At 59.0% G+C, this 14,109-nt stretch carries 14 protein-coding genes and 1 pseudogene; 7 read left to right on the top strand and 8 right to left on the bottom strand.

Annotation, left to right across the window (positions count from 1 at the left end; all coding sequences use genetic code 11):
* Window positions 1–138 precede the first annotated feature (138 nt).
* Complete coding sequence (gene ompR, locus BFP93_RS15735) at window positions 139–879, top strand: osmolarity response regulator transcription factor OmpR (protein ID WP_065893789.1); 741 nt, start codon at window positions 139–141, stop codon at window positions 877–879.
* A gap of 116 nt (window positions 880–995) precedes the next feature.
* The gene (locus tag BFP93_RS15730) at window positions 996–2,309 is read left to right on the top strand and encodes an ATP-binding protein (RefSeq protein WP_065884638.1); all 1,314 of its coding nucleotides are present in this window, start codon (window positions 996–998) and stop codon (window positions 2,307–2,309) included.
* Between the two features lie 139 nt (window positions 2,310–2,448).
* Here the strand turns inward: BFP93_RS15730 and rimK are convergent, their stop codons facing one another.
* From rimK to BFP93_RS15715, 3 genes are read right to left on the bottom strand one after another with little or no spacing between them, the layout of a single operon-like run.
* Window positions 2,449–3,354 carry a 30S ribosomal protein S6--L-glutamate ligase gene (gene rimK / locus BFP93_RS15725; protein ID WP_003171022.1) on the bottom strand — a complete coding sequence of 302 codons (906 nt, stop codon included), beginning with the start codon at window positions 3,352–3,354 and terminating at the stop codon, window positions 2,449–2,451.
* Window positions 3,351–3,800, bottom strand: a complete 450-nt coding sequence (locus BFP93_RS15720; protein WP_170827547.1) for a retropepsin-like aspartic endopeptidase RimB — start codon at window positions 3,798–3,800, stop codon at window positions 3,351–3,353. Before BFP93_RS15720 ends, rimK begins: the two co-directional genes overlap by 4 nt.
* A 45-nt stretch (window positions 3,801–3,845) precedes the next feature.
* Window positions 3,846–4,625: a S6 modification regulatory phosphodiesterase RimA gene (locus tag BFP93_RS15715; RefSeq protein ID WP_065893788.1), complete on the bottom strand. Its 780-nt coding sequence runs from the start codon at window positions 4,623–4,625 to the stop codon at window positions 3,846–3,848.
* 116 nt (window positions 4,626–4,741) lie between these two features.
* Between BFP93_RS15715 and BFP93_RS15710 the strand changes: the two genes are divergently transcribed.
* Window positions 4,742–5,149, top strand: coding sequence for an RNA-binding S4 domain-containing protein (locus tag BFP93_RS15710; protein ID WP_003236026.1), 408 nt, complete (start codon window positions 4,742–4,744; stop codon window positions 5,147–5,149).
* A 75-nt stretch (window positions 5,150–5,224) separates the two neighbouring features.
* Here the strand turns inward: BFP93_RS15710 and BFP93_RS15705 are convergent, their stop codons facing one another.
* Entirely contained in the window at window positions 5,225–6,028 is an 804-nt protein-coding gene (locus BFP93_RS15705) for a phosphatase PAP2 family protein (protein WP_065893787.1), read from the bottom strand.
* Between the two features lie 121 nt (window positions 6,029–6,149).
* Between BFP93_RS15705 and hslO the strand changes: the two genes are divergently transcribed.
* Both hslO and BFP93_RS15695 read left to right on the top strand, forming a co-directional pair.
* A complete protein-coding gene (hslO, locus tag BFP93_RS15700; protein ID WP_065884633.1) occupies window positions 6,150–7,052 on the top strand; it encodes an Hsp33 family molecular chaperone HslO in 903 nt (300 codons plus the stop codon).
* Between the two features lie 179 nt (window positions 7,053–7,231).
* Entirely contained in the window at window positions 7,232–8,773 is a 1,542-nt protein-coding gene (locus tag BFP93_RS15695; protein ID WP_065893786.1) for a phosphoenolpyruvate carboxykinase, read from the top strand.
* A gap of 203 nt (window positions 8,774–8,976) precedes the next feature.
* On the opposite strand, the gene BFP93_RS15690 is transcribed toward BFP93_RS15695, so the two are convergent.
* The 4 genes and pseudogenes from BFP93_RS15690 to BFP93_RS28480 all read right to left on the bottom strand — a co-directional run bounded on the left by BFP93_RS15690 (window position 8,977) and on the right by BFP93_RS28480 (window position 11,251).
* Window positions 8,977–9,333, bottom strand: a complete 357-nt coding sequence (locus tag BFP93_RS15690) for a DUF1493 family protein (protein ID WP_065893858.1) — start codon at window positions 9,331–9,333, stop codon at window positions 8,977–8,979.
* 743 nt (window positions 9,334–10,076) lie between these two features.
* Window positions 10,077–10,268 (bottom strand): annotated as a pseudogene (locus tag BFP93_RS29280) (hypothetical protein); the annotation flags it as partial.
* 219 nt (window positions 10,269–10,487) lie between these two features.
* Window positions 10,488–11,081 (bottom strand): putative adenosine monophosphate-protein transferase Fic, encoded by a 594-nt coding sequence (locus BFP93_RS15680; protein ID WP_065893785.1) that lies wholly within the window; start codon window positions 11,079–11,081, stop codon window positions 10,488–10,490.
* Complete coding sequence (locus tag BFP93_RS28480; RefSeq protein ID WP_122463858.1) at window positions 11,081–11,251, bottom strand: YhfG family protein; 171 nt, start codon at window positions 11,249–11,251, stop codon at window positions 11,081–11,083. Before BFP93_RS28480 ends, BFP93_RS15680 begins: the two co-directional genes overlap by 1 nt.
* A 289-nt stretch (window positions 11,252–11,540) precedes the next feature.
* Between BFP93_RS28480 and BFP93_RS15675 the strand changes: the two genes are divergently transcribed.
* On the top strand, window positions 11,541–13,478 hold the full coding sequence (locus BFP93_RS15675) for a RecQ family ATP-dependent DNA helicase (RefSeq protein WP_065893784.1): 1,938 nt from the start codon (window positions 11,541–11,543) through the stop codon (window positions 13,476–13,478).
* Window positions 13,479–13,501: 23 nt separating this feature from the next.
* Window positions 13,502–13,933, top strand: a complete 432-nt coding sequence (locus tag BFP93_RS15670; protein ID WP_065893783.1) for an acyl-CoA thioesterase — start codon at window positions 13,502–13,504, stop codon at window positions 13,931–13,933.
* Window positions 13,934–14,109: the final 176 nt, after the last annotated feature.

Genomic DNA, 14,109 nt, shown 5'->3' with positions numbered 1-14,109 from the left:
TCCGCCCTTGAGGGCTACTGGGCCGGTAGTTGCAGGACGCGGCTTGGCTGGTAGTAGAGGAAAAATCTGCTAACAATGCACACGGTGCGTATAACGGCAGCTAGGCCATAATGCGCGCCGAGATAAGAGGAGCATCTAATGAGCAGCACTGCACAAACTGCTGAAGGCGAAAAAATTCTCATCGTTGACGACGATCCGGGGCTGAGCAGCCTGCTGGAGCGCTTTTTCAACTCCAAGGGCTACCGGGCGCGCGCGGTGCCGAACACCGAGCAGATGGACCGCCTGTTGGGGCGCGAAGTATTCAATCTGGTCGTGCTCGACCTGATGTTGCCCGGCGAAGACGGCCTGACCGCCTGCAAGCGTCTGCGTGGCGTGAACAACCAGATCCCGATCATCATGCTCACTGCCAAGGGCGATGAGCTGAGCCGCATCAAGGGCCTCGAACTGGGCGCCGATGACTACCTGGCTAAGCCGTTCAACCCTGACGAGCTGATGGCGCGGGTCAAGGCCGTATTGCGTCGCCAGGCACCGCCGGTACCGGGTGCGCCGGGCAGCGAAGACGAAAGCGTGACCTTCGGCGACTACGAGTTGTCCCTGGCGACCCGCGAGCTCAAGCGTGGCGACGAAGTGCACATGCTCACCACCGGCGAATTCGCGGTGCTCAAGGCCCTGGTGATGAACGCTCGCCAGCCGCTGACCCGCGACAAGCTGATGAACCTGGCCCGTGGCCGCGAATGGGATGCCCTGGAGCGCTCCATCGACGTGCAGATCTCCCGACTGCGCCGGATGATCGAGCCGGACCCTTCCAAGCCGCGGTATATCCAGACGGTGTGGGGTGTGGGTTATGTGTTTGTGCCGGATGGCACCGCAACCAAGTGACCGATGATTTGCAGGGACGGGCACCCGGCGTTTGATTCCATGAGGGTCGACGGGGTGCCCGGCGTCTGCAATTCTGCGAGCGCCGCTCGTTCCTGCAAGGTGTCTAGCTGTCTCCTATGAAAACCCCGCTGTGGTTCCCGCAAAGTTTCTTTTCCCGCACCCTTTGGCTGGTGCTCATCGTCGTTCTGTTTTCCAAGGCACTCACACTGGTTTATCTGTTGATGAACGAGGACGTGCTGGTGGATCGGCAGTACAGCCATGGCGTCGCCTTGACGCTGCGTGCCTACTGGGCCGTAGACCCCGAGAACCGTGAAAAGGTAGCCAAGGCTTCATCACTGATCCGGGTCGATGGTGCCGGCGTGCCCGAGGGCGAGCAGCACTGGCCCTACAGTGAGATCTACCAGCGCCAGATGCAGGCGGAGCTGGGCGACGACACTGAGGTGCGGCTGCGCATGCATGTTTCGCCTGCGCTCTGGGTGAAGGCGCCCAGTCTGGGCGATGCCTGGATCAAGGTCCCGCTGTATCCGCATCCGCTGCGCGGGCAAAAAATCTGGAACGTGTTGGGCTGGTTTCTCGCCATCGGCCTGCTTTCAACCGCGTCCGCATGGATTTTCGTGCGCCAGCTCAACCAACCGCTCAAGCGCCTGGTATTTGCCGCCCGCCAACTGGGCCAGGGGCGCAGTGTGCGCCTGCCGGTCAGCGATACACCCAGTGAAATGACCGAAGTGTACGGCGCGTTCAACCAGATGGCGGAAGACGTCGAACAGGCCGGACGCGAGCGTGAGCTGATGCTGGCGGGGGTCTCCCATGACTTGCGCACGCCGTTGACGCGCCTGCGCCTGTCCCTGGAGTTGATGGGTAGCCATACCGACCTTACCGATGACATGGTGCGTGACATCGAGGATATGGACGCGATTCTGGACCAGTTCCTGGCGTTCATCCGCGATGGGCGTGATGAGGTCGTGGAGGAGGTTGATCTCACCGATCTGGTGCGTGAAGTGGTCGCGCCCTACAACCAGAGCGGTGAGCAGGTGCGCATGCGCCTGGAGCCGATTCAGCCGTTTGCCTTGCGCAGGGTGTCGATGAAGCGCCTGTTGAACAACCTGATCGGCAACGCCTTGCATCATGCCGGTTCGGATGTGGAGGTGGCGGCGTACGTGTCGGGTGACAGCGCGGCGCCCTATGTCGTGCTGAGCGTGATGGATCGCGGCACGGGGATCGACCCGGCTGAACTGGAAGCCATCTTCAACCCGTTCACCCGTGGCGACCGCGCCCGAGGTGGCAAGGGGACGGGTTTGGGGTTGGCGATTGTGCGGCGGATCGCTTCGATGCATGGCGGCAATGTTGAATTGCGCAACCGTGAAGGGGGCGGGCTGGAAGCCCGGGTGCGCTTGCCGCTTGGGTTGATGTTGCCCAGAGATGCAGTCTGACAAACAACATGGATCAAATGTGGGAGGGGGCTTGCTCCCGATTGCGGATTGTCAGTCACCTATGTGCGGACTGACACACCGTTATCGGGGGCAAGCCCCCTCCCACATTTGGTTTGATGTTGTGTCAGGGGCAGAGCTTTTAGCCCTTGCCCTTGGTCCGAGTCATGTTCGGCCCGCCATTTTTTTCCAGATGCTGAATGATGATCCCCGCCACATCCTTGCCGGTGGTGGTCTCGATCCCTTCCAGGCCCGGCGATGAGTTCACCTCCATGACCAGGGGGCCGTGGTTGGAGCGCAGGATATCCACACCTGCCACGGCCAACCCCATGACCTTGGCTGCACGCAATGCGGTCATGCGCTCCTCCGGAGTAATCTTGATCAGGCTGGCGCTGCCGCCACGGTGCAGGTTGGAACGGAATTCGCCCGGCTTGGCCTGGCGTTTCATGGCGGCAATCACCTTGTCGCCCACCACGAAGCAGCGGATATCCGCACCGCCGGCTTCCTTGATGTACTCCTGCACCATGATGTTCTGCTTGAGGCCCATGAACGCCTCGATCACCGACTCCGCTGCCGTTGCCGTTTCGCACAACACCACGCCGATGCCCTGGGTACCCTCCAGCACCTTGATCACCAGGGGCGCGCCATTGACCATTTCGATCAGGTCGGGGATGTCATCCGGGGAGTGGGCGAAGCCGGTCACCGGCAGGCCGATACCTCGGCGCGACAGCAGTTGCAGCGAGCGCAGCTTGTCCCGCGAACGTGCGATGGCCACGGACTCGTTGAGCGGAAAAACGCCCATCATTTCAAACTGGCGCAGCACTGCGCAGCCATAGAAGGTCACCGAGGCGCCGATGCGTGGGATCACCGCATCAAAGCCTTCCAGCGGTTTGCCACGGTAGTGGATCTGCGGCTTGTGGCTGGCAATGTTCATATAGGCCCGCAACGTGTCGATCACCACCATTTCATGGCCACGTTCGGTGCCGGCCTCGACCAGGCGGCGGGTGGAATACAGACGCGGGTTTCGCGACAGCACAGCAATCTTCATGCGGCACCTGGGGCAGAGATAGTGGAAACCGGGAACACCGGCTTGTCTTGTACGTATTTTACGGCCGGGCTGACGACCAACTGGCCGTCAATCAGCGCCTTGGAGCCCAGCAGCAGGCGATAACGCATGGCCTTGCGGCAGGCCAGGGTGAATTCCACTCGCCACACCCGATCGCCCAACGCCAGGGTGGTGCTGATCACGTAGCGCACCTGCGCATGGCCGTTGGAACTCTTGATGGTTTTCATCGTTACCAGAGGCGCTTCGCAGCGCCGGTGACGCAGTTGCACTACGCTGCCCAGGTGCGCGGTAAAGCGCACCCACTTCTCGCCGTCGCGTTCGAACGGCTCGATCTCGGTGGCGTGCAGGCTTGAGGTGCTGGCACCGGTGTCGATCTTGGCGCGCAGGCCTGCCACTCCCAGGTCGGGAAGGGCCACCCACTCACGCAGACCCACAACGGTCAAATGGTCAAATGTCTTCAAATAGGGGTACCGTCATTTTGTCCAGGCTTGAGGGGCAACCTTGGCCAGGGCATTGAATGTGGGCCTGGCGAACCAGTAGCCTTGCATCAGAAATATTCCACAGTCGGAGAGGAAGTCCCGCTCACCGGCACTTTCGATGCCTTCGGCGATGACAGTAACCCCCAACTGCTCACAGATTGTGACAATCCCCCGGACGATCACCTGGCGGACACGGTCCTGGTCGACATCGCGAATCAGCGCCATGTCGAGCTTGATCATGTCAGGTTGGAAATCGGCCAGCAGATTCAACCCCGAATAGCCCGCGCCGAAATCGTCGATGGCGGTCTTGAAGCCGAATTGGCGGTATTCACGCAGAATATTCGTCAAATGGCGATAGTTATCTACATGCTCGCTTTCCAGGGTCTCGAAAATCAGGCGGTCCAGCGGGAAATTGTGCTCGCTGGCGGCGTCGAGGGTGCTGCGGATGCACAGTTCGGGACGGTAGACGGCATTGGGCATGAAGTTAATGGAAAGATAGGTTTGCATGCCCAGGGCGGCGGCGCCGGCAATTGCCTGGGTGCGGCAGCGCTGGTCGAAGCGGTAGCGATTGGTTTCGTTGACATGTGCCAGCACCGACAACGCGCCTTCACCCTGCGTGCCGCGCACCAAGGCTTCATGGGCAAATATCGAACGGTCACGCAGGTCTACGATAGGCTGGTAGGCGAAAGAAAAATCGAACCCCAGCGGCTCGCTTTGCTGGCAACCCACGCACCGCTGGTTGGGCGAGGTGAGTGAAAGGGGAAAGTCGGTCACGGCATATCCTCGCGAAAACAGGGTGCTACCTGGCGTATCTTAGGTGAGCCTTGGGGTTTATGCGTCGAAGGGTTTCAACGGTAAGGTTGCGACATTTTTCAGAGCGAGGAATTCAAGTGGCTCAAAAGCAGGAAGAGGAAGAAAAGGTCCGTTTGGACAAGTGGCTGTGGGCCGCGCGTTTCTACAAGACCCGTGCCCTGGCCAAGGCCGCCATCGAGAGCGGCAAGGTGCACCATCGCGGCGAGCGCTGCAAGCCGGGGAAGGAACCGCGCGTCGGCGATGAGTTTCAGATTCGTACAGGGTTTGATGAAAAGACTATCGTGGTGCAAGCGCTCTCCATCGTGCGCCGGGGTGCGCCTGAAGCACAGGCGTTGTACGCCGAAACCGAAGCCAGCATCGCCAAGCGGGAAAATGCCGCAGCCATGCGCAAGGCGGGGGCCTCAGGCCTGACTACCGACGGCAAGCCGAGCAAGAAGCAGCGTCGCGATCTGTTCAAGTTTCGCGGCAGCGGCAATGATGATTGATTGCACAATCTCCAGCCCGAACGAGATCAACAATGTGGGAGGGGGCAAGCCCCCTCCCACAGTTAGCCCGCATCGTTAAGGGATCGTGCGCATGACGCTCAGTCGCCCGATCACCGGCAGTTTGCCAAGCAACCCGAAAACCGGCGCGGTTACCCGCAACAGGAACCCCGACACTTTCGCCGCAAACGGCGTGTAATACCCCCAGCCCAGGGCTAACAGCGCCAGCAATACCCCGCCGATATAATCGTCCTGTCCCCAATGCGCGCCCGCTACGAGCCGCGGCATCATGAACAACAGCGCCAGGCCCCAGATCACCAGCACCTGGCCGATGCGCTTGGCGAACACGCTCATGAACATCGCCCAGATCAACAACACCGAAGCATGATCGCCAGGAAAGCTCTGGCTCGAACGGTCTTTCAATTCCCAGGTTTTCTCGAGCCCGGGGAAAAAGTCGCTCATCTGAATCGCGCCGTCGATCACCATTGACGGGCTGCTGTGCTGCCAACCCATGTGCGCCGCGAGCTTGGAAAACAGCATGCGGATAAACAGCAACAGCAGCAGAATACCAAGGAAGCCAAAGAACGCCTGGCGCACCTGCATAACCTTGAACACCCAGTCGCCGCGAATCAGCAGTGCCAGCAGAATCACCCCGACGATCGCATCGAAGGGCCGCAGGCTGGCCACGGCCCACACGTGCAGCCAGGTCGAGTTGCTGGCCAGCGGGCCATTGAGCAGGTGAAACAGCCACTCGTCGAAAATCACACACAGCATCTGGCCCGTGGGCCACAGCCAGAAACACAGCAGTCCGATAGCGACTAGATTGCAAAGAGCCCATCGCCGGAGGTTCCAGTTCGCTTGGAACAAACCCGGATTGTTCATAAACTGTCCCTCATCGCTCTCTAGCTCCTTGTTTCAGGAGAAATCGCACCAATGTGGTGCTAAAGCGTTTAATTTTATAAACGTTGTAATCATTTTGTCATCACTTCAGATACCCAAACCTATGACTGATCTACCGGATACCGACTTCACCCAACGCTTTATCTTTGACGAGAACGACGCCCGCGGCGAGCTGGTCTCGTTGGAGCTCAGCTATGCCGAAGTCCTTGCCAAACACGCGTATCCGGAGCCGGTCGCGCAATTGCTCGGTGAGTTGATGGCGGCCGCTGCGCTGCTGGTGGGCACGATGAAATTCGATGGCTTGCTGATCCTGCAGGCGCGTTCCGAAGGTCCGATCCCGATGTTGATGATCGAGTGTTCCAGCGAGCGCGAAATCCGTGGCCTGGCCCGCTATGACGTCGACCGGATTACCCCGGATGCCACGTTCTCTGAGCTGATGGCCGATGGCGTGCTGGCCATCACCGTTGACCCCACCGAGGGCCAGCGCTACCAGGGCATCGTTGATCTGGACGGCGAGACCCTGTCGGACTGCTTTACCAACTATTTCGTCATGTCCCAGCAGGTCGGCACCAAGTTCTGGCTCAACGCCAACGGCAAGCGCGCTCGCGGCCTGTTGTTGCAGCAATTGCCGGCTGACCGTATCAAGGACGAGGATGAGCGCACCGATAGCTGGCGCAAGCTGACCGCCCTGGCCGGCACCCTGACTGCTGAAGAATTGCTGGGCCTGGACAACGAGACCATCCTGCACCGCCTGTACCACGAAGAAGCGGTGCGCCTGTTCGACGAGCAGTCCCTGCGCTTCAATTGCAGCTGCTCGCGCGAGCGTTCAGCCAATGCCCTGGTCAGCCTTGGCCTGGAAGATGCGCAAAATCTGGTGGTGGAACACGGTGGTCATATCGAGATCGACTGCCAGTTCTGCAACGAGCGTTATCTGTTCGATGCCGCCGATGTTGCCCAGTTATTCGCCGGTGCAGGCAGCGACACCCCTTCCGACACCCGTCACTAAAACGTTTAAGCACAGGTAAATTACCTGCCAAATGCCGGATTAGAGGCGTTCTGACGGGAGGGCCCTACTCTTTTTGGGCTTTTCTGGCATAATCCGGCCCACTTTTTTCGCGGTAGTAGTGCGCAACTTTCTACTACAAAACGTTTGGAGCACTCGGCCACAGGCCGACGGGGAACCTCATGACGCAAGCCAATAACGCCGTATACACCGATCTGAGTGTTGACGATCTGGTCAAAGAAGCCCTGCAGCGCGGTGAAGGCGTGCTTGCCGATACTGGCGCGCTGGTCGTAGAAACGGGTCACCGCACTGGCCGTTCGCCGGTCGACCGCTTCATCGTTGAAGAGCCTACTACCCAGGACGCAATCGCCTGGGGCCCGATCAACCGCAAGTTCCCGGCCGACAAGTTCGATGCCCTGTGGAACCGCGTAGAAGCCTTCAACAACGCGCAGGAACACTTCGTGTCCCACGTTCACGTAGGGGCTTCCGAAGACCACTACCTGGCCGTGAAAATGACCACCCAGACTGCCTGGCAGAACCTGTTCGGTCGTTGCCTGTTCATCAACCCGGCCCAGTACAACCCGGCCGGTCGTGACGAGTGGCAAGTGCTCAACGTGGCCAACTTCGAGTGCGTGCCAGAGCGTGACGGCACCAACTCCGACGGTTGCGTGATCCTCAATTTCGCCCAGAAAAAAGTGCTGATCGCCGGCATGCGTTACGCCGGTGAAATGAAGAAAGCCATGTTCTCGGTGCAGAACTTCCTGCTGCCGGCCTCCGACGTGTTGCCGATGCACTGCGCCGCCAACATCGGCGAAGCAGGCGACGTGACCCTGTTCTTCGGCCTGTCGGGTACCGGTAAAACCACCCTGTCCGCCGACGAAAGCCGCTACCTGATCGGTGACGACGAACACGGTTGGGGCGAAGGCGTGGTGTTCAACATCGAAGGCGGTTGCTATGCCAAGTGCATCGACCTGTCCGAGAAGAACGAGCCGGTTATCTGGAAGGCCATCAAGCACGGCGCCGTGCTGGAAAACGTCGTTATCGACGAGGCCGGGCATGCTGACTACACCAATGTCAGCCTGACCCAGAACAGCCGCGCCGCCTACCCGCTGGAGCACGTTGCCAAGCGTTCCGAGAAGAACCTGGGCGGCGAGCCCAACGCGGTCATTTTCCTGACCTGCGACCTGACCGGCGTATTGCCGCCCGTGTCGATCCTCAGCGAAGAACAAGCGGCCTACCACTTCCTGTCCGGCTACACCGCATTGGTGGGCTCGACCGAAATGGGTTCGGGCAGCGGCATCAAGTCGACCTTCTCCACCTGCTTCGGCGCACCGTTCTTCCCACGCCCGGCCGGTGAATACGCTGAACTTTTGATCAAGCGCATCCGTGGCTTCGGCTCCAAGGTCTACCTGGTCAACACCGGCTGGACCGGCGGCGGCTACGGTGTCGGCAAACGCTTCAACATCCCGACCACTCGCGGCGTCATCGCAGCGATCCAGAGCGGCGCGTTGATCGGTGCCGAAACTGAGCACCTCGACACCATCAACCTCGACGTGCCATTGGCCGTACCGGGCGTTGAGACCGGCCTGTTGAACCCACGTAACACCTGGGCTGACCAGGCGGCCTACGATGAAGCAGCGAAGGCGCTGGCCGGGTTGTTCGTCGAGAACTTCAAGAAATTTGAAGTGAGTGATGCGATCAAGGCTGCAGGGCCTAAGTTGTAAGATTCGTAAGTTGTGAAAAAGCCGCCCCTCGTGGGCGGCTTTTTTGTGCGCGACAGGTTGTATCCCACTCGCCGGATTTGCTCAGATCCCATGTGGGAGGGGGCTTGCCCCCGATTGCGGTGTAACAGTCAAAAGTTGATCACCTGACACGCTGCTATCGGGGGCAAGCCCCCTCCCACACTTGATTCTCGGTGTACTTAAGGTCAGCCCAGGTTTTCCAGCGTTTGCGTATTCCAGCTGTGGGTCTTGATCGCGAGGTAGAGCATGTTGATCGTCAGCGGCACTTTTTCGCCACGGCCCTTGGCCCGACGTTTGAGAAAGACATCAAACACCGGCGGGTTGAAGTAACGATAAGTGTCGAAGTCGCCCAGGTCGAGCGCGAATTCCTGCTCCAGCGCTTCCATCAGTTGCTTGGCCTCACTGCCATCACAGCCCAGGTCGAAGTTGAGTGAGGTTTGCAGGCGAATGGTCCTGTGCTTCGGCAGGCCAATTTCTTCGTGCAGCAGTTGCAGGAGTTGCTGCATGACGGGGTCTTCGGGGAAGCCGGGGGCGAGGTTCATGGTGGGGGCACGCAGGAGTGGGTGAGGCGGCTGGTTGCGGTGGAAGCGGTATTTGTTTCGGGTGATGAAGAGTGCCAAGCCTATCAGGAATATAAAGACAGGTAGGAGGGGTATTCTGAGAATCACCGCTACGTAGGGTAGTAGGAACGTCAAAATCAGGCCTGTTGCCAGACATATGACTGCGAAGCGTCTTCTGAGCATTGGGTCTGTGATTTGGTAGTGCAGCACCCAATAGATAACGAGAAAAGACGCAGATTGAAGGTAAAGGGCCATGTTACTAAGACTCGTCCGAGTAGACATGCATTGAGCGTGTTGAGCGCTGAAGCCCTATGCCTCCTTCAAGCAGGCATAGATTGTCTAAAGAATGCCGATTGTCAGGTAAAACAGTAAAGCGAGTCACTATGAAGATGACCCCATAGTGCCCGATGTATTGAGTCCTTTCGATATTCACAGGTTTCTGCCCAAAAAGTTGAGAGGGCGCTATTTTCAGTCAGCTGCGGGTAACTTCTGTAGAGGGTTGAGCGGGTCTTTGCAGCAGTTTGGGAAAGGGATGGCGCAACGTTTGGCGGTTTCCTACAGCGGACTTCGGCATTTATGGCTTGGCAATGATTTAACAGTCGAAGCCGCTCAATTGTAGGAGCGAGCTTGCTCGCGAAAAACTCAAGGACGCCGGTTTTTTTCTGATTTACCGCGTCATCGTTGACGATTTTCGCGAGCAAGCTCGCTCCTACATAGCGCGTTGCTTAGATTTGCGTCTGTTCAGGTTGCAGTTGTACGTGTTGCGCGGCTTCCAGCAAATCACAGCCGTCCTGAACCAGCAGGTACAAGGCGTTGATGATGTGTGAAATGTCTTTGAGGTCGGCGTGCTCGAAGGTCAGGCAGGAGAAGGTTTCGAGCAGGTCCGTAGCTGCGCGGATACGTTGGTGGGCGGCGGACTGTGTCCAGGTTGGTCAACCGGCAGGGATCACCCGGTACGCCCGAAGGCGTCCCAAACACAGCCGCCATGAAGCGTGTGGGCACGGAAGTGCCTACGACATCTGAGGGTGCGTATGCGATCTCTGTAACCGGGTGACCAAACCCGGTCGCTGATTTTGCAGCGAGGGGCGAACTATAGGTGGGTGTGGTGTGATGGTGCAATACAGGCAAAAGGCTGTTTAGCGTGGCCTACTGATACACCGCTCAAAAATCGCCTCCAGCCCCCGATAATCACACGCCACCGCATCGATATTCGCCGGTATCCATGCCGTATGTTTCACCAGCCACCAGTTCACCGAAAATCCGGCATTCACGATGATTTGTTCAAACAGAATCCGTTGCGCCCGGCCATTGCCTTCGCGGAAGGGGTGGATGACGTTGAGGTCGCCGTAGGCCTCGGCAATCCGCTTTACCAGTTCGGCTTGGCTTACGCCAACGAACCAGTTCGCTTCCTCCATATGCCGAATGATCTTCGCCGCTTCCGGCGGGATGCGTTCCGGGGTGCAGAACAGCGTTTCGCCCTTCTGGATGTTGACGCTGCGCAGTTCGCCAGCCCAATCGTAGATATCGCCAAACAGGGTGCGGTGGATGTGTTGCAGACGGTCAAGGTCGTAGGGCGGCGGGAAAAGAGGGAGGTTGCCTATGGCAATTTCGGATAATTCCCGCTCGGCCTGGTGCAGGCTGGTTTCGTCGAGCAAATCGAGGCGGTTGCGCAGGACGCTGCTACCGGGGTAGCAGTACGGATCCTGGCCCACCCCGTATTTGTCGAGCATCAGCGTTGGGTGCTGCGGTACTTGGCAAGGACGGCTTCGCGGGTCGGCAGCGGTTTGTCGACGTCGGCCGGTTGGGTGTCGAACCCTTCCAGGCGCAGGCTGGCCAGGTAGTTGGAACGGCGGATCTTGTGGTAATGATCCTGTTTTTGCTCAAACGTCAGTTCGCTCATTGCAGCGTACTCCTGGTTAGCAAGGCTTTGATTGTAGCGCAATGCATCAATGCACAGACAGGTTAAAAAACCACCAACAACCCTAACATGGGAGCGTGGGCAAGCCTCCTCCCTACATCTGGTTCTGCCGCCTCCTGCTATTCCCACGGAAAAATCCCACTTCGGCCCTGGGCCATCCCTCACCCTGTGTATCATCCTGTCTCTTTTTTCCATGCGACCTTTCTCGATTCGCTGAACTTACTGGGCTACGTTTTTAAGCCACGTTCAACGGTCAATGGAGTGACAGCCTATGCACGACACCCTCCAGCAGGTCTTCGGTTATCCGCAGTTTCGTCCGGGCCAGGAAGAAGCAGTCAGCGCCGTATTGGCCGGTCGCTCGGCGGCTGCGATTTTCCCGACCGGGTCTGGCAAGTCGCTGTGTTATCAACTTTCAGCCGTACTGCTGCCGCACCTGACGCTGGTGGTGTCGCCGCTGTTGGCGTTGATGCAGGACCAGTTGGGTTTCCTCAAGCGCCACGGTATTTCAGCGGGCAGTATCGATTCGGCCCAGAGCCGCGATGATGCCAACGATGTGATGGCCCGTGCGCGTTCGGGCGAGCTGAAAATCCTGATGATTTCCGTGGAGCGCTTGAAGAACGAGCGCTTTCGAAACTTCCTGCAAAGCGTGCAGATCTCCTTGCTGGTGGTGGATGAGGCGCACTGCATTTCCGAATGGGGCCACAACTTTCGTCCGGACTATCTGAAGCTGCCGGACTACCAGCGCCAGTTCAAGATCCCGCAGGCGCTGCTGCTGACGGCCACCGCCACTCCCAGCGTGATTGCCGATATGCAGGGCAAGTTTGCGATTGCGCCGCAGGACGTGATTACCACCGGCTTCTACCGGCCCAACCTCAACTTGCTGGTGGAGCCGGTGAGCGGCGCGGACAAGCGCCGTCGCCTTGTGCAATGGATGAGCGAGCGGGCCGACCAGCCCAGCATCGTCTACGTCACCCTGCAGAAAACCGCCGAGCAGATTGCCGAGCACCTGAACCGCAATGGCATCCAGGCCGAGGCGTATCACGCCGGGCTGCCCCACGATAAACGCGAGGGCATCCAGCAGCGTTTCATGGGCGGGCGCTCCAACTGCATCGTCGCCACCATCGCGTTTGGCATGGGCATCGACAAAAGTGACATCCGTAACGTGGTGCACTTCGACCTGCCAAAATCCATCGAGAACTACAGCCAGGAAATCGGCCGCGCCGGTCGCGATGGGCGGCCCTCCGACTGTCTGGTGCTGGCCAACCGCGACAGCCTCAATGTGCTGGAGAACTTCGTGTACGGCGATACGCCGGAGCAGGAGGGTATCCGTCGGGTGCTGGAAGAATTGCAGGCCGCACGTGGCGAGGGCCAGTGGGAGTTTTTGCTGAGGTCGTTGTCGGACCACAGCAATATTCGCGAGCTGCCGTTGAAGACCCTGCTGGTGCAGTTGGAGCTCAAGGGCGTGATCGCGCCGCGCTACGCGTTTTATGCCGAATACCGTTTCAAGTACCTGATCGAACCCGAGGCCTTGCTCGCACGTTTCTCCGGCGAGCGGCAGCAATTTGTCGCGGCGATCATCCAGGTATGCAAACGCGCAAAAACCTGGGCAACGGTGGATTTCGACGCGCTGTATCAGCAGCACAATGCCGAGCGCAATCGGGTGGTGAAGGCGCTGGATTACTTTCAGGAGCAGGGCCTGATCGAGCTGGAAAGCAAGCAGATGACCGAGGTCTACAGCCTGCTGAACACCGATTTCGATGCGCAGGTGTTGAGCAACGAGTTATACACAGGCTTCAAGCGCCATGAGACGACGGAGGTGGCGCGGATTCACGCCATGCTCGATCTGTTCGCCACCGAGCGCTGCCTTGGGCAACGTCTGGCACTGTATTTTGGCGATGAAAACGCCCCGCAGCGTTGCGGGCACTGCTCGGTGTGCCACGGCCATGTAGCGCACTTGCCGGCGCCGCCGAGCTTGCCGCCGCTTGTGGATAAAAACTTCATGGGGCTGTGCGGTGATTTTATCCACAGGCATCATGAGTACACCGGCCAATTACCGGGAGCGCAGCGGCTGACGCGCTTTCTGGGCGGGATCAGCGTGCCGTTGTTCACCAAGTTGAAAGCGCGGGGCATTCCCGGTTTCGCCGCACTGGAGGACTACCCCTACGCCGAGGTATGCGAGTGGGCCGAGGCCCATCTGAATGAGTTGTAAACCCACTTTCACCCGAGGTGCCCATGCCTGACTCAGTGCCACAACGTGCCGACTATCCCCACTTTCAGCCGATCATCACGCGCTGGCACGATAACGATGTGTATGGCCATGTGAACAATGTGACCTACTACAGCTTCTTCGACACCGCAGTGAATACCTACCTGATCGAACAAGGCGGGTTGGATATCCATGACGGTGAAGTGGTTGGGTTTGTGGTGAGTTCAGCGTGTGATTATTTTGCGTCGATCGCTTTTCCCGAGCGCATCGAAATCGGCTTGCGGGTGGGCAAGTTGGGCAACAGTTCTGTGCAGTATGAGTTGGCGGTGTTCAAGGCCGGCGAGGAGGAGGCCTGTGCGGCGGGGCGCTTTGTGCATGTGTTTGTCGATAGGGCCTCGAACCAGCCGGTGACGATTCCGGGGCTGTTGCGCGAGGCGTTGCAGCGGTTGGTCGCCTGACCAAATGTGGGAGGGGGCTTGCCCCCTCCCACATGGGATCTTCTGTGTTCGTCAGGCGTTAGTCATCATAGCGATGATGGCGCTTGTGCTTGTTCTTGCGATGCCCATAGGCATGACCGCGGCCTGGGTGATCATCGCGATAGTAGCGACGGTCGTCACGGCCACGATAACGGCGG

The organism is Pseudomonas sp. 44 R 15 (assembly GCF_900004965.1).
Classification (GTDB): Bacteria; Pseudomonadota; Gammaproteobacteria; order Pseudomonadales; family Pseudomonadaceae; genus Aquipseudomonas; species Aquipseudomonas orientalis_A.
Note: the sequence above shows the minus strand (reverse complement) of the source record. Positions and strands in the feature narration are given on the sequence as shown.